Raw genomic sequence first — 17106 nt, 5'->3', positions numbered from 1 at the left:
CAACCGGATGAAAGGACCTAAAGCGCCTGCGTCGACTCCCGGACGATCAATTCGAGGGCAAAGGCACCGGGCGCCTGCGTTTTTTCGTCTTCTTCGGCCTGGATGAGCCGCAGGGCCGCGACACGTCCGACATCGCGGATAGGCGAGCGCACCGTGGTCATTGGCGGCCAGATCCGTGACGAAATGGGTGTGTCATCGAAGCCGACAATCGAGACATCGTCTGGAATCTGCAGGCCCGCCTTGCGCGCCGCAACATAGACACCGACGGCCATTTCATCATTGCCGGCAAAAACGGCCGTTGGCCGGTCAGGACGGCTGAGCAGCCTTGTCGCACATTCGACGCCCGAATCGAACGTATAGGCGCCCTCAAGGGTCAGTTTCGGATCGAGCGAAAGACCAAAATCGGCCAGGCCCTTCCGGAAGCCTGCCATGCGCTCATGGGTCGAGCGGAACGTGTTGGGCCCGTGAATATGGGCGATGCGCGTGTGGCCAAGCTCTGCCAGGTGACGGGCCGCAAGTTCAGCGCCCTGGGCATCATGCGTGCGCACCATCCGCGAGGCATCGTCGATCTCTACCGAGGCGATCCGCACATAATCGCAATTGCGATCGCGCAGCATGGCGGCCAGCTCGTCATCCTCCGACACGGACGGCGTCAGGATGAGGCCATAGGGCTTGTGCTGGATGACGAAGGATTCGACCCGTTCGCGATAATTGGCGTCGGCCCGGTCGCAGGGGCGCAGGACAAGCTGGAAACTCGTCTCGTCCAGCGCATCAAGAATGCCGCGCTGCATGTTGACGACATATTGAGGGCTCGGATTGTCATAGACGAGCCCGATCAGGAAGGACCGGCGAAAGGCGAGCGCCCGCGCCTGCGGGTTGGGCGTGAAGCCGGTTTCCGCAATGATCTTGTTGACGATCTCGCGGGTTTCCTCGCGCACGAGCGGTGACTTGTTGATCACACGCGAAACAGTCTTCTTCGACACATTTGCCATGCGGGCAATGTCGATGATCGTGACCTGGGCGCGATCCTTCGCGTCTTTCGGTTTACGTGTGTTTTCCGTCATGACCTGTGCTTTCACCACCCAAGGGGGACATTTGCCCTAGTCGTGGTGACAAACTCAAGTGCCGTGTGCTTTTGACCCGTCATCGAGGGCCTCGGGAGTCTTCGGCTGAAGGGTCTCCATGTCCCACATTGCGGGATCGAAAGCGCGCTGTGTGGGCGCGTAATCGGGATAGCCCCCGACCCGTTCCTGGCTGTCGATGATCTCGCCGCGGCCCTCGGCGACATCGGCCAGCACGCGGACATCATGCTTGTCCCGGTCCCATGGACGGGCACCGACATTGGCCAGCACATAGCGCTCAACATCGCGGGCGGGCATGGGCTGGAGGCCTTCGGGCATGTCCAATGGCGCCTCGGCCGCGACGATCTTCGCCCGACCTGTTGTATAGCGGCCCATCAGCGGAGCGTCCCCGCCCCAGCGGTCGACCGAGATATTGTCGCGAGCATAGAGATCAAGGTCGCCGTCGCCGCCGATCATGATCATCGGCAGGCCCTTCACCGTGGACGGCCCGGCACGCATGACATTGCCAATGGCCGTCATGCGGCCTGCTTGATGCGGTATGGCACCCCACTCAAGCTCCTGAAGGTTGTAGTGAATGGCCCGCTGGCCCGGATCATAGATGAAGTTGTTGATGATCGCGCCGTGCACACCGCCTTTGAAGAGCGGGCTGCGCTCGTAATTGTGGGCGTAGAGGTTTCCGTAGATCAGGATGTCGCTGACATTGTCATGGATGAGGGAGCCTTTTGAGTGCTCACCTTTTGCATGGGTCGCGTGCGAGAGACCTTCGGAGACGAGATTGTTCGAGAAGGTGATGCGGTGGGACGTGCCTTCGCGCCACTCGGCAGGCGTCTCGCCCGTGAAGCGCGCGCCGGAGGCTGACATGTTCTCGTCTGTCGCCCAGGAAAGCGTGCAGTGATCGACGATGACATCATGTGCTGAAACGGTGGTGAAGGCGTCGATATCGCGCCCGCTCATATAGGCGCCGCCCATGTCACCGGGGCGGATGCGCAGGTGCTGGATGATGACATCATGGCTTTTGACGGTGAGGCCGCCGCGGATGATGGTGATGCCCGGCGAAGGTGCCGTCTGGCCGGCAACTGTGAGGTAGGGATTGCTGACAATCACTTCGTGATCGCCCATGTCGATGACACCGCCAACCTCGAAGACAACAATGCGGGGACCGTCAGCCTCCAGCGCGGCGCGCAGGGAACCCGGACCGTTGCCCGCCAGAGTTGTGACGCGGATGACTTCCCCACCAGCGCCGCCTTTCGTGCTCGCGGCCCAGCCAAGCGGGCCCATCCAGGGCGCTTTCGGCGCGGACGCCTCAGCTGCGACTGTGGCCAGATCCGAGCGCGTATCGGCCGCAGCACCCATTCCCGTGCAGCCGGCAAGCATGATGGCCATGCTTCCGACGAGGGCCGTCAGTGCGTGGCGTGAAAGCATTCTGGTGGAAATCATCGTGTTCTCTCCCTGTGCCCGGCTTTGTGTTTTTTACACCGCCAAACTCCATTTCGTTTGCAGATTGCGCAAACCCGTCTTATCGCTATTTGTAAATGACACCGGTTTCCTATAGTGTCCAGCCCGAGAATGAACTTAGTCGACCATCCGATGAGAAGTTGAGAGAACGCGTGACAGAATTTTCCAGATCGGCCGCCGACCCTGCATCCGTCTTCGTGCAGGCCCGCCTGTCGGCACAGGCCATCGCGACCTATCCGGGCGGCATGCCGGAGGCCCCTGCCGTCGCTTATGCGATACAGGACCAGGCGATCAAGGCCTGGCCGGAACCCGTGTCTGGCTGGAAAGTGGGCCGCATCAATGGGGATGACATAGGCCGCTACGGGACGGACCGCCTGGCTGGCCCGATCTTCCCGAGCCAGATCGTTGTCGCTGGGGATTCCTGCATCGACATGCCGGTGTTCCTGGGTGGCTTTGCAGCGGTCGAGGGCGAGTGCGTGATCATTGCCGGGGACGATGCGCCGGCCGATAAGACAGACTGGACGCGCGATGAAGCGATCGAACTGATCGGCGCGATCCATGCCGGGATCGAAATCGCCTCCAGCCCGTTTCCCGGCATCAATGATTTCGGACCGCTGGTGACCATTTCCGATTTCGGCAACAATTTCGGGCTCGTCATCGGTGATGAAATCCCCAACTGGCACAGACTGGCGACGCATGAATGGCGTTTCGAAACATTGCTGGATGGCGTCAGCCTCGGGACAGCCACGCCGGACAGCATACCCGGCGGGCCGATCGAGTCGTTCCGCTTCATGCTGGAAAACGCCGCCCGGCGCGGCCTGCCCCTGCGCAAGGGCGCGCCGATTTCCACGGGCGCCATCACCGGCGTGCATGTGGCCGGGATTTCGCAGACGGCGGTGGTGAAGGCTGCGGGCGCACGTGACATAAAGGTGCGACTGACACAGGCGGGCCCGTGGACGGCGGCTGCAGGCGAAGAGGACCGATAGCCCCTCGCGGCTGTCGGCTATTCCTTCGACTTCTTCAGGCGCTGTTCTGAATCGAAAGCCCGCTGGAGCACGTCCCGCGCCGAGCGGACCTGACGCGCCTCTTCATCCACGCGCTCATGTTGCACGCCGATGTCGCGGATCAGTTTGCGGGCATGGCCCTGCTGGTGTGACAGGATCAGGGAATCGACATCGGTTATGGTGTGATCCATCGCCTTGAGACCGTCTGCTAGGCGCTCACGTTCGGACTCGGCGCCAGCATGTGCCTGCTGGGCGGCGAGATAGGCCTGCTCGGCCTTCTGGCGTTTCAGGGAGACGAGTTTCTGAAGATCGGGTTTGCGACGGGCCATTCTGACTACATGTGCTTGCGCACGCGCTCCACAAAGTTGATGGCCGCCGCAACGGCAGCGAAGTGTTCGGGCAGGATTTCGCCATCGATTTCGACCAGTTTGTAGATGGAGCGGGTTGTCGGCGGATCCCGGAAGATCGGAACGTCGTTTGCCATGGCAAGCTCCCTGATCTTGGCGGCGAGATGGTCGACGCCCTTGGCAACGCAGACCGGCGCGAGGCCTTCGTCCGGATTCCAGCGCAAGGCCACGGCATAGTGTTCGGGGTTGACCATGATGACCGTGGCCGTCTTGACGTTCTGCATCATCTGGCCGCGCGCGATCTTGGCGCCTGCCTGACGGCGTTGCTGCTTGAGTTGGGGGTCGCCCTCGCTCTGCTTCATCTCCTTCTTCATTTCCTCGCGCGACATCTTCAGCTTGTTATTGTGCAGCCTTTGCTGGAGCGGCAAGTCGATGGCAGCCAGGAGAAGCTGAAAGACGAGGAACCAGATGATGAGCTTCATCGCCTGGCTAAAAGTGAACATCGCGAACTGGTCCATCTGCATGGCGCTGCTGGCATAGTAATCCTTGGCAAGCTGCGCCAGGAACAGAACGGCGATGACGCCGGCAATGAACAGTTTGAACGTGTCTTTCAGGAAGTCTGTCAGGCCGCGCGTGCCATAGCGCTTCTTGAGATTCTCGACCGGCGAAATCTTCTTCGCATCGACCTTTATCTTCTTGAACGAGAAGGAAATCGATCGCTGGATGACGAGCGATATCAGAACGACGGCGGCGAGCAGGAGATAGATCAGGGAGAAGTGAATCAGCGTGCCTGAAAGCCAACTGCGCGTTTCGCCACCACCCGAGTCAAAGACGTCGCTCGCAAAGGAATCAGCGTGATAGAGGATTGATGAGAAGTCGGTAAAAACCGCGTTGCCAACTGTGAACTGCAGGACGACACCCGCAATGAGAATGCCCACGATCAGGGCGAGCGCGTTGGCCTCCTTGGACTGCGGGACGTTGCCCTCTTCCCGCGCCTGGCGCTGCTTCGCCTCGGTGGCGTCAAATTCCTTTTCGCCGCTATCGTTTTCCTCTGCCATGGCCTAGCTCACATCCATCCCACGACATCGATGACGCGCTCTTTCCAGACGACCAGAAGGCCGATGATCGAAAGGGCGAGAAACAGCATGCCGCCGCCAATCAACAGCGGTGCACCGACAAAGGCAACCATCAGCTGGGGCAGCGCCTTGTTGATGAAGCCGAGGCAGATATTGTAGAGCAGGTTCACCGCGACAAAGGGCCAGGCGAGCAGCACGGCAAAGCCAATGGCCGAGAAACACTGGTCGACCAGCATGCGCATATCCAGTGACCAGAGGGCGCCAACCGGTATCTCTCCATAGAGACGCAAGAGGGCTGCCACGACGCTGATGTGAAAGTCTGCGGACAGGAGAACCGCTGCGCCTGCCAGCGAGAGAAGATTGGCCGCCATGGTCTGCGCCTCATGCTCCATGGCGACACCGAGGAGCTGTGACAGACCGATAGACTGCGAGATAATCGTGCCGGCGATGCTGAGCATCCAGATCGTGACGCGCAGGGTGACCCCAAGGCAGAAACCGATGGTCAACTCGCTGAAGAGAACCGCCGCATAGCTCGAGAGCGGCCATGTGACCGGCACGCCGATGACGCCGGTTGTTGCCAGGGCCATCGATATGGACAGGAGGACAACAAGGCGCATCTGCACCGGAATGGCCTGTTCACCGAGCCCCGGCATGAGGAAAACGACAAAGGACAGCCGCGCAATGACAACCATGTACAGGCCCAGCCAACCAGCCAGGGGGCCTGCCAATGGTGCCAATGCCTCCATCAGACCACGCCGATTATATAGGGCTTGGTCTTGGCGCTGATTTCCTCGTAGGCGAGGACGGAGTTGCGGATACCCTTGCTGGCCAGCACGGTCTGCAGGAAGCGGCGTCGGCGCGACGAGGTCGCGACGGAGGCCATAACGCCCTTCTTGGCCGCTTCATTGAGCTTTGTCTGAACCTCGTTCGTCAATTCGCCGAACATTTCGGGTGGCAGGGCAATATCGCTGCTGCCATTCTCGCCGGCGACTTCGTACTGCGTGAACTTCTGCTCCCAGGCGGTCGAGAGCTGCACGAGCGGCAAGCGACCCTGGTCATCCTGGAGCCGGTCGACAATCTGGAAGGCGAGACGCTGGCGAACAAGCTCGACCATGCGCGGCAGACCGGGGTTCGACGTCTTGGCTTCGGCAATGGTCTCGATGATGAGGAACAGGTTGCGAATGGAGACGCGCTCTTCAAGCAGGAGGCGGACCACTGACAGGAGAAGTTCGGGCGTGACCTTGGTGGGAATGTACTCGTCAAGGAAGCGGCGGTTGGAAGCGGCCCGGTCATTGTCGCTGACCGTGGTCAGGGCATCGAGCGTATCGAGCAGGACCATGCGCGTGAACACGAGCGAGAAATTGGACTGGATGACTTCCAGCATGTGCGTTGCGAGCACTTCGATGGGCTCGACAACGGGAATGCCGGTCGCGGCCAGCTCCTGCTTCTTGCTGTTGGGGAGCCAGCGGGCGGCGGCCTTGTAGACTGGCTCCTTGACCTTCTCGCCCTGTAGGTGAGGCTGCTGGTCGTCTTCCATCAGAGCCAGAATGGACCCGGGCCGCAGCATGCCGGAATCAATCCGGACGCCCTGGATACGAATGCGATAGTCATTCTTCTTGAGGGTCGGGTTGTCTGTCATGCGGATCGGCGGCAGCACGAAGCCATATTCTTCCGCGATGTAGCGGCGGATCTTGTGGATACGGCTTTCGAATCCGTTCTCGCCGATCAGGACAAGGTTCACGAGGTCTGGCGCGACTTCCAGATGGATTTCGTCGGCATGGATGGAGTCGCCGAACACGATTGCTTTTGGCGCTTCGTCTTCGATGATCTCTTCCTTGGCATCCCGCTTTGCGCGGTTCTGTTTGCGCACGAAGAACGAGGCCGCCGCAAATCCGGCAGACGCCACCATGAAGGGAATGAAAGGAAGGCCCGGAAAGAGCGCGAAGACAAAGAGGATGCCGGCCACGATCATCAGGGCGGCGACGTTGTTGCCGAGCTGGGCGAGCAGCGCAAGGTCGATCGCGCCTTCTTCGCGGCCCTTGGACAGGAGCAGCGCCGAGGCAACCGACACGATGACCGCCGGAACCTGGGAGACAAGACCGTCGCCAACCGTCAGGATCGAATAATTGCTGAGTGCCTGCGAGAAACTGAGATGGTGGACCGTGAGCCCGATGCCGATGCCCGCGACGAGGTTGAGCGCGGTAATCATCAGGCCGGCGATGGCATCACCCTTCACGAATTTCGAGGCACCGTCGAGGGAGCCGAGGAAGCCAGCCTCTTCCTGCTCGCGCTGGCGGCGCATCTTGGCTTCTTCATGCGTGATGGCACCGACAGCAAGGTCGGAGTCGATGGCGAGCTGCTTGCCCGGCATGGCATCAAGGGCAAAGCGTGCGCCGACTTCCGCCATACGGCCCGCACCTTTGGTGATGACCATGAAATTGACGATCACGAGCACGCCAAAGACCACAAGACCGACAAACAGGTTGCCGCCCATGATGAACATGGCGAAGCCTTCGATGACCCCGCCCGCAGCATGCGTGCCTGTATGTCCCTCGCCGATGATCAGCTTGGTCGATGACACGTTGAGCGCGAGGCGCAGGATCAGCGAGGCCAGGAGCACACTCGGGAAGGACGAGAAATCGAGCGGGCGCTCGATGAACACGGCTGTCGCGAAGATGAGGATGGCGAAGGCGAAGGACAGCGTCAGACCGACATCCATGACCCATGCCGGAACCGGCAGGATCATCACCAGGATCACCAGCATGAGGCCAATCGCCAACAGGGATGTTGGCCTGGACAATCCGTAGAGAATGGAAGTGTGCACTATGGAACCTATCGGGCAATCAGCGGCAGTACCGAATTATTGAACAGGTCAAGGCAGATCCTGGTCATGTATCCGAGCGAAAGAAAAAACACGATCACGACGACGAGGATCTTCGGGATGAACGTCAGGGTGATTTCCTGGATGGATGTCAGCGCCTGCAGGAGGCCAATCGCGAAACCCACGATCAGGGTGGCGACAAGAATAGGCATGGCCATCATCGCGGCCGCCCAGATATGGGCCCGCAAGACCTCAAAGACCTCAGCTTCCGACACGGCCTACTCCCACGCCTAGACAGGCATCCGCAGAAGTTCCTGATACGCTTCGACAACCTTGTCACGAATGGTGACAGCCGCATCCAGCATCAGCTCGGCATTGGCCAGGGCAGCCACCATCGCGTGCGGGTCGGCGCCCGCAACAGCGGTCTGCATGGTGGACTGTTCCGCCTGCTGCATCGCCGTACGGAAATCGGAAATGCCTTCGGCGACAGGGTTCTTGGCCGCATCGGCCTTGCCGGCGGACTGCGCGCCATCGGCGGGCCGGGTTGTGTTGAGCGCAGTGTAGGCGTTGAAACTGACTGTGGACATGGGTGTCGATCGCCTCCCTAGCGACGCAGAATATCGAGCAGCGAGGAATACATGGAACGCGCCTGCTGGAACGCGTTCAAGTTGGCTTCATAGGTTCGGTTGGCTTCGCGCATGTCAGCCATTTCCATGACCAGCGACACGTTCGACATGGTGACGTAACCGTCCTGGTCGGCCATCGGGTGCGAGGGCTGGTAGTTGCGCTCGCCGGGTGTCTCGTCGAGAATTTCCTTCATCGCCGCAAACGAGTCTGCGCCTCCGATCTGGGGCTGCATGGCGAGAAGTTTTTTCTGGTAGCCGGGCGTGTCGACGTTGGAGATGTTCTCGGCCGCGACCGTGATACGGCGCGATTCGAGCCCCATACCGGCGACGGCTTGTTGCATGACTGCCTTGAGGGGATTCATGTCTGTTCCTCCTTACTCATCTCTTGCCGATAGCGGTGCGAAGCAGGTCGAGCGATTTGGTATAGACCGTCAGGGCCATCTGGTGCTGGCCCATGGCGTCGGCTGAATTAAACAATTCCTGCTCGAGGCTGACCGTATTGCCATTGGGCGCGGCGGGCGTGTCAGCGGCCTCTGTGCGGAAGGTTCCGTTCAGGCCACCGGATTCGCTGCCCATGCGGACGCGATCAAGAAAGGTGTCGAACGATTCAATTTGAGCGGCCTTGTATCCCGGCTGGTCGGCGTGCGCGATATTGGTCGCGCTCACCTTCTGGCTCTCCGCCGCATGGCGAGCCATGGCGCTCAGGATCTGGAACATGGGAAGTTCTGAAATCATGACCTGCCCCTTTTGGTTAACCCCATCACAAGATTTGGTAATCTATATTAAGGAAACCGTTAATTTAGGATGAAGGTTTAGAGCGCTCCCCATGCAGGTTTCTCCCGCTTCACTTCATCTCTATCGTCTATGGGGCACCGTCACCGATGTGGCACCCGGCATGATAAAAGTTGCCGGCGTCAGCGAGCTCGCCGGCGTCGGAAATGAAATTGTCATAGAAAAACCGGGCATTAAGGTTCTGGGAGAGATACTCAATGTGTCCGGGGATAGTGTCACGGCCCTGCTGTTTTCGCCTTGCGATGCCATTCGCATCGGGGACCCAGTGCAGATCGAACAGGAAGCTAGGGTCAATCCGAGCGACCATTGGCTCGGACAGATCATTAACTATCGCGGAGACATTACAGGACAGGGCGAATCGCTCTCCAACGGCCATTCTGCAGGCAGACGGCTGCATGCGTCCGCGCTGCCCGCCCATGATCGGCGCGGCATAGGGCCCCGCCTGGACTCGGGCTGGATGGTGACCGATACGATGCTGCCGATCTGCCGTGGCCAGCGGCTTGGCCTGTTTGCGGGATCAGGCGTGGGCAAGTCCACATTTCTGGGATCGCTTGCAGGGGGCATGGAAGCAGATGTCGTCGTGATCGCGCTGATCGGCGAACGCAGCCGGGAAGTGAACGAGTTTGTCCGCAATATCTTGCCGGCCGCGATCATGTCGAAAACGGTCGTCGTGGCAGCAACGGCAAGCGAGCCTCCCGGCGCGAAGAAGCGCGCTGCCTATTGCGCCATGGCAGCCGCCGAACATTTCCGCGATCAGGGCCGCAATGTGCTGTTCCTGTTCGATTCCATCACACGCTTTGCCGAAGCCCACCGGGAAACCGCCCTGCTCGCCGGCGAGACACCGGCGCTCAATGCCTTTCCGCCGTCGACTGTGCGGGTGATCGCCGAACTAGCCGAGCGAACTGGTCCCGGCACGGACGGCAAGGGAGATATTACGGCGATCTATTCAGTGCTCGTTGCGGGATCCGACATGGAAGAGCCCGTGGCCGACATGATCCGCGGCATTCTTGATGGGCATATCATCCTCTCGCGCGAGATTGCCGAGCGCGGTCGTTATCCGGCCATCGACATCCTACGAAGCGTGTCGCGCAGCCTGCCGCATGCGGCTACCGATGATGAGAATGTACTGATCCGCGACGCCCGCAGAATGCTGGCCCTGTATGAGGAAGTGTCGCCGATGTTGCGGGCCAATCTTTATGAGCCCGGCAAGGATGCTGAAGCGGACCGCGCGATCGGATTATTTCAGGCGCTGGACGGTTACGCCGCCAGACGCAGCAACGCTGGCATTAGCGATGCGTTTGCGCAATTACGCGCCATACTTTCAGTTGAAACTCAAGCGGCCCCGGTACAGGCCGTGCCATCCTGATCAGAGCAGGCTGAGGAACAGGTTCTCGCTGCTCTGGCTGCCGAGACCATTCCCCAATAGCGTCAGGGCCGCGGAAGCAGGCGAGTAGTTTGAGATGCCCTCGTTAATCGATCGCATCACATGGAATCTCTGGATGGCCTTGTCGATAATTTCCGGTGAGGCAAGCTCGGACACGTCACTGATACCGAACGTGCTCTGGAGCCGTTCCTTGAAGATGTCGGCCTGACGCTCGATAGGCAGCTTACGGATATCCGAAGGGAGATTCATCGCGCCCTCAAGCAAGGTGCGCACGGGCACGTTGGCCAGCATACGATAGATCTTGGCCGATTCACTCGAGCTGGAGCCGACGATGCTGCCGATTTCGGACTTGTAGTTGAGGCTGATACGCATGTTATCATCGACCTCGCCGACCGCAGCCTCAAACGCAGCTGACTCGTACTGCGTCGCCATGGCCAAAACCGCCGCTGGCGTCAGGGTGATCTTACCATCCACAGGCTTCATCGCATTCGCAAAGGCGGTGTACTTCGGATTATTCAGCCTGGTGAGGAATGTGCTGTCAGGATCAGATACTTCGCTCAGCACCTTATCGATGAAACCACGCTTCCACTCTTCACCGCCAAGATCAAAGGCTGTGAGTGAGACACGCAGAAGGCGCGTGTCCTTGAGAAAATCCTCAACGGCCACGGGCTGGGAGAACTTTTCGATCAGATAGTCACGATCCATCTGCACCTGCGGCGAGTCGGTATAAGACTTCAGCTGGCGGTCATAGGTCGCTTCCAGAAACTTCCATCCGCTGTTTCCACTCAGGGGAATGACGGGCTGGAACATAAGTTAAGCGACCTTCGTGTCCGAGGAAGTGGATGAACTGGCGCGCGCCAGCAACTGACCTTCCAGAATCAGCATCTGGCGCATGTGGCAGAGCGCAGAATAGTAATTTCCGCGATTGATCATGGAGCGGAGCATCGGCACCATTTCAGGATCGATCGCGCGGAAAACATCAAGAAGTTTTGAACAGGCGTCATCAATGGCGGGCAGCGTGTCTGCCTCTTTCAGATCGCCAGTGATCAGCAGCTGCACAGCATAATAGACCTGCTTGACCGGCGTATTGACGTCTTCCGGCAACAGGGCATCGCGGCACCGCAAGACGCGCGCATCGCCGTCGGCAATGCGGATGCGCGCCGGCTTGTCGCCGTTCTCGAGCACAGCGCCGTTAACGATAAAGCGCTCGCCGGGCGCAATTTTTAGGACGAGACCAGACATCAGGCGGCCTCCTCTGTCACTGTCGACACAGGAATACCCGAAAGACCGGCGATGATACTTTTGTTGATATCAATGAGGTCGGCGATTCCGTCGTTTCCGGCCAGCACGCGATTGCTGCATTGGCGAACGAACTGGGAAAGCGAAACAAGGTTGCGCTTGGTTTCTTCGGGAAGTGTGTTGTCCGGATTGACCAGATCGGTCGCGACAATGGTCCAGAGCTGCTGATTACGATAGAGCGCATCGGCCCATGCTTCTAGCGGCGGCGTCTCAGCTGCCGCAACAGCCTCAAGCGCTTCGGTAATCTGGCGGAAGAGAGATAACTCGATCTCTTTGGGACCGGCGGTACGCTGTTGGACTTCGCCGTAAGCCCTGAATGCCAAATGTTGCAAAGCGCCCTCCTGAACACCTTAGTAATGGGGTGACCCGGGCGCGTCCCACGCCCGGGTCGGATAGTCGTATTAGCGGAACAGCGACAGAAGCTGCTGCGGTGCAGAGTTGGCGATCGAAAGCGCCTGAACACCGAGTTGCTGCTGAACCTGAAGCGCTTGGAGGCGAGCAGAAGCTGCTTCCATGTCGGCATCGGTCAAACCACCGATACCTGTCGTCATTGCGTCGACCAGGCTGTTCACGAACTCGCCCTGGTTCTCGATGCGTTTCTGCGACGAACCAAGAGCCGATGCAGCGTCGATCGACGTTTGCAGAAGGCCTTCGATGGCTGTCAGAGCGGCTGTTGCGCCCGCATCCGTCGTGACATCGATCGTGGCCAGGTTGCCAAGGCCACCCGTCGACGTACCGGCGGTGCCGCCCGTCGTCGCTGTCGCTGTGACGGCAAGTGCCGCACCAGAAGCGTTGGCGATCGTGATGGTGCCGTCTGTACGCGAGACAGAGTAGTTCGTCTCACCTGTCGCCGAGAGGTATGTAGAAATCTGGTTGGCCAGATTTGCAGCAACCGAGTCAGCGCTGTCCGAAGAACCCGCAACGTATTCGAACGTACGCTGACCAAGTGTGTTATTGGTAGCCGAGTCGTTCAGAAGGATGCGATAGCTGTTGCCATCAGCAACCGACGCGATGGCGATGTCGAGCGTGCCGCCAGCAGCAGCGGAAGTTGCCGTGCCGGAGTTCACACCAGAATCAATAATCGTCTGGTCAGCGTTTGCAGTCGTACCAAAGGTGGCAGCTGTCGCCGAGTTGCTCAGCGACAGGTCCTGACGACCGACGCTTATATAGGACGCCGAAACCGTACCGCTCGAAGAGCGATCAAGCGAAGCAAGGAAGTCAACATCAGCCGAAGAGCTGCCATCAAGCAGGTTCAGGCCGTTGAACTGGGCACCGGAAACACTGGTCTGGATGCCTTTGGTCAGCTCATCAATGTCAGCCTGGATCTTGTCGCGGTCAACGTTGCTCTGTTGAGCCGAAACGATCAGGTTCTTGATGGACTGCAGGTTCTCGGTGACAGCTTCGGCGGCCGAACGGGCAACGCCAACCGTCGATGAACCGAGGTTCAGCGAGTCGGAAATTGTCTTGAAGCTTTCGACATCAGTCGACATCACGGTTGAGATAGCCCAGATGGCCGCGTTGTCCTTGGCGGACGACACTTTCTTGCCGGTCGAGATTTCGTTTTGTACGGACGCAAGATTTTTATTGATGTTGCGCAGCGTATCGAGCGCAACCATGGCGCTATTATTTGTCAGAATACTGGACACAGTATGTTACCTCAGATTTTTTTCCATGAGCATCTCATGGATTGATCAAACACGCGTCGTCCTGACAGTGAAAATCACCTAACCATTCTTTGGTCAGTCCAACCACTGATAGGGTCCTAGTGTGTAAATAGAGTTAACCAATCAGGCCTTTTTGCGGAATTGTCCGGTAACTTCCGTAAAAGGAACTTTACCACCGTCGCGGCCGTATGAGCCGACATAGGCGCTGGCATGCAGGGACTGAAGGCGATCAATCGCATGGCGAAGACCATTTCGAACAGCAACGAAATGGGCCGCGTTCTCACTTGCAGATAGGGCAATTGATTGCAGGATGCTCTGATGGTCCGCAATCATGGCCCGCATCTCCGGGTCGGCAAGCGCACTTTCGAGCGAAGTGATCGCATCGAGCTTCTCATCCATGAGAGAGACGGCATCCCGGGCGCGGCCTGTCAGGAGCATGTCCTTCTCGATCGCAAGAATCTCCTGTAGGCGTGTCGCCCTGGCGCGAATGGAATCTGCCGGCACGTCTATTCACTCCGCAGGGGTTTGGTGGCGAGGTCAGCCTCAACCGCGGCTGCCAGGCCCATCGGATGGCTGGCGGCGAGATCCTTGGCCACAGCCTCAACCATATAACGCGAGAACGCGGATGCTGCCTCCCCTCCCCCCTGGGAGAAGGCCTTTTCCAGACCGGCATGCGACAGCATCTCCGCCCAAAGCATCTGCTCGAATTTCTGGCCAATGCTCTGAGCATCGGACGCGCCCTTCTCAACGGGCGTCCGATTTATCGGCGGTTGAGACGAAACGCCGCCCAGCTGGATACCTATCGGGTCTGCCATTTTAATTTCCGCATTCAGATTACTGAGCAAGTCGTGAATAAAATCATTTCAATTGTTAACCTACTTTTTACGCGGCTTGGTTTTAATTTGGTTAATGCCAGCCATACCGGACACGCGATGACATTCCTTCTTGAAACGGACCTCACCGCGCGTCGATCCCTGGCTCCGGGCGAAAATGCCACGCGCAACCGCAGCGCGCCCAAAGAGTCCGGCACCGGTGCGGATTTTGCGCGCTCGCTTGCCGGGACCGATACTGAAACCCCGGAGAGTGACACGCAAAAGCCGTCTGCGGCGACCGCGGCTTCTGAAGCGACAAGAGCCGCAGCAGTCCTCATCGGGCAACAGAGCCCAGAGGACGTAGCGGCACCGACCGATACTCCCGAGGCAGAGATGCCCATCGACATAAAAAGCGACATTGTTCTTGAAGGCAAAGTGAGCGAAGGCGCTGAAGCTGAGCCGATTTTGACTGATCTGACTCAGGCCGACGATGCGGACAAGGCATTGCCAGCTGGCAATTCAGCGCAAACCGTTGCCATGAGCGCAGCGCCAGTGCAGTCTCCCAACCCTGCCCCAGTTAAAACTGAGGCTTCCGAACCGATTGCGGCAGATGGCAACACGTCTGCCTTGACCCGTACCGCAGCACCACAAGACCAACCACGGCCTGCGCAGCCTGAGGCGACGGCCGAGAGACCAGAGGCGCCCGAAGGCCACACAGAAGAGGCCGCACCCGAAAACGCTGCCGCCACATCGAACCTGACGGCAGTGGGCGTTGCACAGGATAAAGCATCCAAAAACACGGGCCCGGTCGCATCGCGATCGGATACGGCAGGACCGGCGACAGTCCCTGCGCCGACGTCCAACAAGACCCAGGCGACGCCGGATGGGAAGGCGCAAAAGGCTGAAAAGCACCGGGCTGATATACCGGCACTGGAAGGCGACAGCACTGACACAGCGGCGCTGTCGGCACTTTTAGCAGAGCAACACAGCACAAGCAAGCTTACGAATACGCATGACCAGGTCAGCTCTGCCGATCCCTCAGCCGCGGCAATGACGGCAGGTACACTGCCCCCAAGCGTGTCGCAATCCACCGCGCCCGTCACGCCCCCGGCCATGGCCCCCACCAACGCACTTGTCGTGGCGACGCCTGCGGAAGTTGTCGATATTCTCTCCGACTCGGTGGCTTCACCGCACGAGAAGAAGAACCACGTCCACATCCAGCTCGATCCGCCTGAACTCGGCCGCGTTTCCCTCGAATTCAAGTTCGATAGTCATGGCCTGCAGCACGTCACGATCGTTGGTGAAACACCCGAAGCCATGCGGCAACTCCGGCTGATGCATTTCGAGCTGGTAAATGCGCTGGAGCGCCAGGGACTGTCGAGCGAGAACATGTCCTTCCAACAACACCACACCCCGCAGGATTCAGGCCAGCAAACCGGACGAGACGCCAATACGCCCCAGAGAAACGTCACCGGGCAGACTTCGCGCGCAATTCCGGAACTGATTGTCCAAAACACCATTCAGTCACGACCGAATTCCATTGCCGGACTCAATATCAAACTCTGAGGATAAGCGCATGACCACAGTAAGCGGGACGACAGCCTACGCACCCAACGTGCCAACGGCCCCGACGCCGGAGCCTGAAACGGGCGCGGAGTTCAACAGCTTTCTTCAGCTTTTGACAGCGCAGCTCCGCAACCAGGATCCCCTGGCACCTCTGGATTCCACGCAGTTTGTGGAACAGCTCGCGACGTTCTCATCGCTTGAACAGGATGTTAAGTCTAATGCAAGTCTTGAGACGATCGCCGCGCGGATGGACGAGCTGTATGCCATCGCGGCAAGCCAGTGGATCGGACAGACTGTTTCGGTGGAGTCCACGTGGGAGCCATTCTCGGGTAACCCCCTGCCCTTCGCCGTCAATATACCCGAGAACGCAGACAAGGCTGTTCTGTCGGTGAAGGATGAGACGGGCAAGACTGTCTGGACCAAGGAACTGGAAGCAGGAACGGAATCGTTCACATGGAACGGGGAAAACCAGACAACGGACGAGGTGTCGCCCGCTGGCAACTACCAGTTCGGCGTCGATATCTATATCAGCGATGAATATGCTGGCACGATCGCGCCGCGCACTACCACGAGCTAGGGCTTGAAGCCGCGATGGACATCGCGGCTGACTAAAGCTCTTGCTTGGCCATATCGACGATGAGCACGTTCTCAATGCCCGTGGGAATGATCTTCTGCAGATTCATCAGAACTGACGCGCGGATCGATTCATAATTGTCGATATTGGAGATGGCTTCCAGCGTCTGACCGTCATTACTCAGCCCGATCAACGTTGTCATGATATTGTCGCGGATCTTGGGCTCCATTGAGAAAAGCTTCGACGTAATGCTTGAATCAACTTCAAGGTTGATGTTCAGAATGACGAGACTGTCGACACGCGCATCGCGCATCACCGGAACGACGAATTCCCGCGTGAATTTGAAATAATCAACGCCCGATGAGCCCCCGCCGCCATGGGAATCTTTTTCATGTGAATCCTTGGCGTGGGAATCTTTGGCCGGCTCCGATGCGCCATGCCCACCCTTTGCCTCTTCGCCGTGCGAAGATTTCGCTTCCCCGCCGCCATGCTTTTCCGCGCCAGCCGACGCGCCACCCCCTGACGTCCTCAGGAAGTTGCCTCCGATGCCGCCGGCAACGATGCATATGATGACGATAATGGCGGGAATGATGTTCTTCATGAT

The 17106-nt window shown here is 59.0% G+C and carries 21 protein-coding genes; 4 read left to right on the top strand and 17 right to left on the bottom strand.

What is annotated here, in order from left to right:
• Positions 1 to 17: 17 nt before the first annotated feature.
• Together HY30_RS10785 and HY30_RS10780 are read right to left on the bottom strand one after the other, a co-directional pair.
• A complete protein-coding gene (locus tag HY30_RS10785) occupies positions 18 to 1064 on the bottom strand; it encodes a LacI family DNA-binding transcriptional regulator (protein ID WP_034740120.1) in 1047 nt (348 codons plus the stop codon).
• 54 nt (positions 1065 to 1118) lie between these two features.
• A complete protein-coding gene (locus HY30_RS10780) occupies positions 1119 to 2519 on the bottom strand; it encodes a pectate lyase family protein (protein WP_051615340.1) in 1401 nt (466 codons plus the stop codon).
• 170 nt (positions 2520 to 2689) lie between these two features.
• On the opposite strand from HY30_RS10780, the gene HY30_RS10775 reads away from it, so the two are divergent.
• Positions 2690 to 3523: a 2-keto-4-pentenoate hydratase gene (locus tag HY30_RS10775; RefSeq protein ID WP_051615338.1), complete on the top strand. Its 834-nt coding sequence runs from the start codon at positions 2690 to 2692 to the stop codon at positions 3521 to 3523.
• A 17-nt stretch (positions 3524 to 3540) separates the two neighbouring features.
• On the opposite strand, the gene HY30_RS10770 is transcribed toward HY30_RS10775, so the two are convergent.
• The 8 genes from HY30_RS10770 to HY30_RS10735 form a co-directional block, all read right to left on the bottom strand.
• Positions 3541 to 3870, bottom strand: coding sequence for a hypothetical protein (locus HY30_RS10770; protein ID WP_034740118.1), 330 nt, complete (start codon positions 3868 to 3870; stop codon positions 3541 to 3543).
• 5 nt (positions 3871 to 3875) lie between these two features.
• Entirely contained in the window at positions 3876 to 4946 is a 1071-nt protein-coding gene (locus HY30_RS10765; RefSeq protein ID WP_034740115.1) for an EscU/YscU/HrcU family type III secretion system export apparatus switch protein, read from the bottom strand.
• A gap of 8 nt (positions 4947 to 4954) precedes the next feature.
• Positions 4955 to 5692, bottom strand: coding sequence for a flagellar biosynthetic protein FliR (locus HY30_RS10760; RefSeq protein ID WP_241765701.1), 738 nt, complete (start codon positions 5690 to 5692; stop codon positions 4955 to 4957).
• 17 nt (positions 5693 to 5709) lie between these two features.
• Positions 5710 to 7728, bottom strand: coding sequence for an FHIPEP family type III secretion protein (locus HY30_RS10755; RefSeq protein ID WP_034740113.1), 2019 nt, complete (start codon positions 7726 to 7728; stop codon positions 5710 to 5712).
• Positions 7729 to 7796: 68 nt separating this feature from the next.
• Complete coding sequence (locus tag HY30_RS10750) at positions 7797 to 8060, bottom strand: flagellar biosynthetic protein FliQ (RefSeq protein ID WP_034740111.1); 264 nt, start codon at positions 8058 to 8060, stop codon at positions 7797 to 7799.
• 15 nt (positions 8061 to 8075) lie between these two features.
• A complete protein-coding gene (gene fliE, locus HY30_RS10745; protein ID WP_034740109.1) occupies positions 8076 to 8372 on the bottom strand; it encodes a flagellar hook-basal body complex protein FliE in 297 nt (98 codons plus the stop codon).
• A 17-nt stretch (positions 8373 to 8389) separates the two neighbouring features.
• A complete protein-coding gene (locus HY30_RS10740; RefSeq protein WP_051615336.1) occupies positions 8390 to 8773 on the bottom strand; it encodes a flagellar basal body rod C-terminal domain-containing protein in 384 nt (127 codons plus the stop codon).
• A 16-nt stretch (positions 8774 to 8789) separates the two neighbouring features.
• Positions 8790 to 9146 (bottom strand): flagellar biosynthesis protein FlgB, encoded by a 357-nt coding sequence (locus tag HY30_RS10735; RefSeq protein ID WP_034740107.1) that lies wholly within the window; start codon positions 9144 to 9146, stop codon positions 8790 to 8792.
• Between the two features lie 91 nt (positions 9147 to 9237).
• On the opposite strand from HY30_RS10735, the gene HY30_RS10730 reads away from it, so the two are divergent.
• Complete coding sequence (locus tag HY30_RS10730; RefSeq protein ID WP_051615334.1) at positions 9238 to 10569, top strand: FliI/YscN family ATPase; 1332 nt, start codon at positions 9238 to 9240, stop codon at positions 10567 to 10569.
• On the opposite strand, the gene HY30_RS10725 is transcribed toward HY30_RS10730, so the two are convergent.
• The 6 genes from HY30_RS10725 to HY30_RS20200 form a co-directional block, all read right to left on the bottom strand.
• Positions 10570 to 11397, bottom strand: coding sequence for a DUF1217 domain-containing protein (locus HY30_RS10725; RefSeq protein ID WP_034740106.1), 828 nt, complete (start codon positions 11395 to 11397; stop codon positions 10570 to 10572).
• A gap of 3 nt (positions 11398 to 11400) precedes the next feature.
• Entirely contained in the window at positions 11401 to 11829 is a 429-nt protein-coding gene (locus HY30_RS10720; RefSeq protein WP_034740104.1) for a flagellar biosynthesis repressor FlbT, read from the bottom strand.
• Positions 11829 to 12218: a flagellar biosynthesis regulator FlaF gene (gene flaF / locus HY30_RS19310; protein ID WP_081812191.1), complete on the bottom strand. Its 390-nt coding sequence runs from the start codon at positions 12216 to 12218 to the stop codon at positions 11829 to 11831. Before flaF ends, HY30_RS10720 begins: the two co-directional genes overlap by 1 nt.
• A 69-nt stretch (positions 12219 to 12287) precedes the next feature.
• Positions 12288 to 13532, bottom strand: coding sequence for a flagellin (locus tag HY30_RS10710; RefSeq protein WP_034740103.1), 1245 nt, complete (start codon positions 13530 to 13532; stop codon positions 12288 to 12290).
• A gap of 141 nt (positions 13533 to 13673) precedes the next feature.
• Positions 13674 to 13949: a hypothetical protein gene (locus HY30_RS10705; RefSeq protein ID WP_155839303.1), complete on the bottom strand. Its 276-nt coding sequence runs from the start codon at positions 13947 to 13949 to the stop codon at positions 13674 to 13676.
• Between the two features lie 107 nt (positions 13950 to 14056).
• Complete coding sequence (locus HY30_RS20200; protein WP_034740098.1) at positions 14057 to 14365, bottom strand: hypothetical protein; 309 nt, start codon at positions 14363 to 14365, stop codon at positions 14057 to 14059.
• A gap of 33 nt (positions 14366 to 14398) precedes the next feature.
• Here HY30_RS20200 and HY30_RS10695 point away from each other — a divergent pair, with 33 nt between their 5' ends.
• Both HY30_RS10695 and HY30_RS10690 read left to right on the top strand, forming a co-directional pair.
• Positions 14399 to 15928, top strand: a complete 1530-nt coding sequence (locus HY30_RS10695) for a flagellar hook-length control protein FliK (protein ID WP_162176935.1) — start codon at positions 14399 to 14401, stop codon at positions 15926 to 15928.
• A gap of 10 nt (positions 15929 to 15938) precedes the next feature.
• Positions 15939 to 16505, top strand: a complete 567-nt coding sequence (locus HY30_RS10690; protein ID WP_051615330.1) for a flagellar hook assembly protein FlgD — start codon at positions 15939 to 15941, stop codon at positions 16503 to 16505.
• Positions 16506 to 16536: 31 nt separating this feature from the next.
• On the opposite strand, the gene HY30_RS10685 is transcribed toward HY30_RS10690, so the two are convergent.
• On the bottom strand, positions 16537 to 17103 hold the full coding sequence (locus tag HY30_RS10685; protein WP_034740093.1) for a flagellar basal body-associated FliL family protein: 567 nt from the start codon (positions 17101 to 17103) through the stop codon (positions 16537 to 16539).
• Positions 17104 to 17106: the final 3 nt, after the last annotated feature.

Origin of the sequence: Hyphomonas chukchiensis, from assembly GCF_000682695.1 — a bacterium.
Classification (GTDB): domain Bacteria; phylum Pseudomonadota; class Alphaproteobacteria; order Caulobacterales; family Hyphomonadaceae; genus Hyphomonas; species Hyphomonas chukchiensis.
Note: the sequence above shows the minus strand (reverse complement) of the source record. Positions and strands in the feature narration are given on the sequence as shown.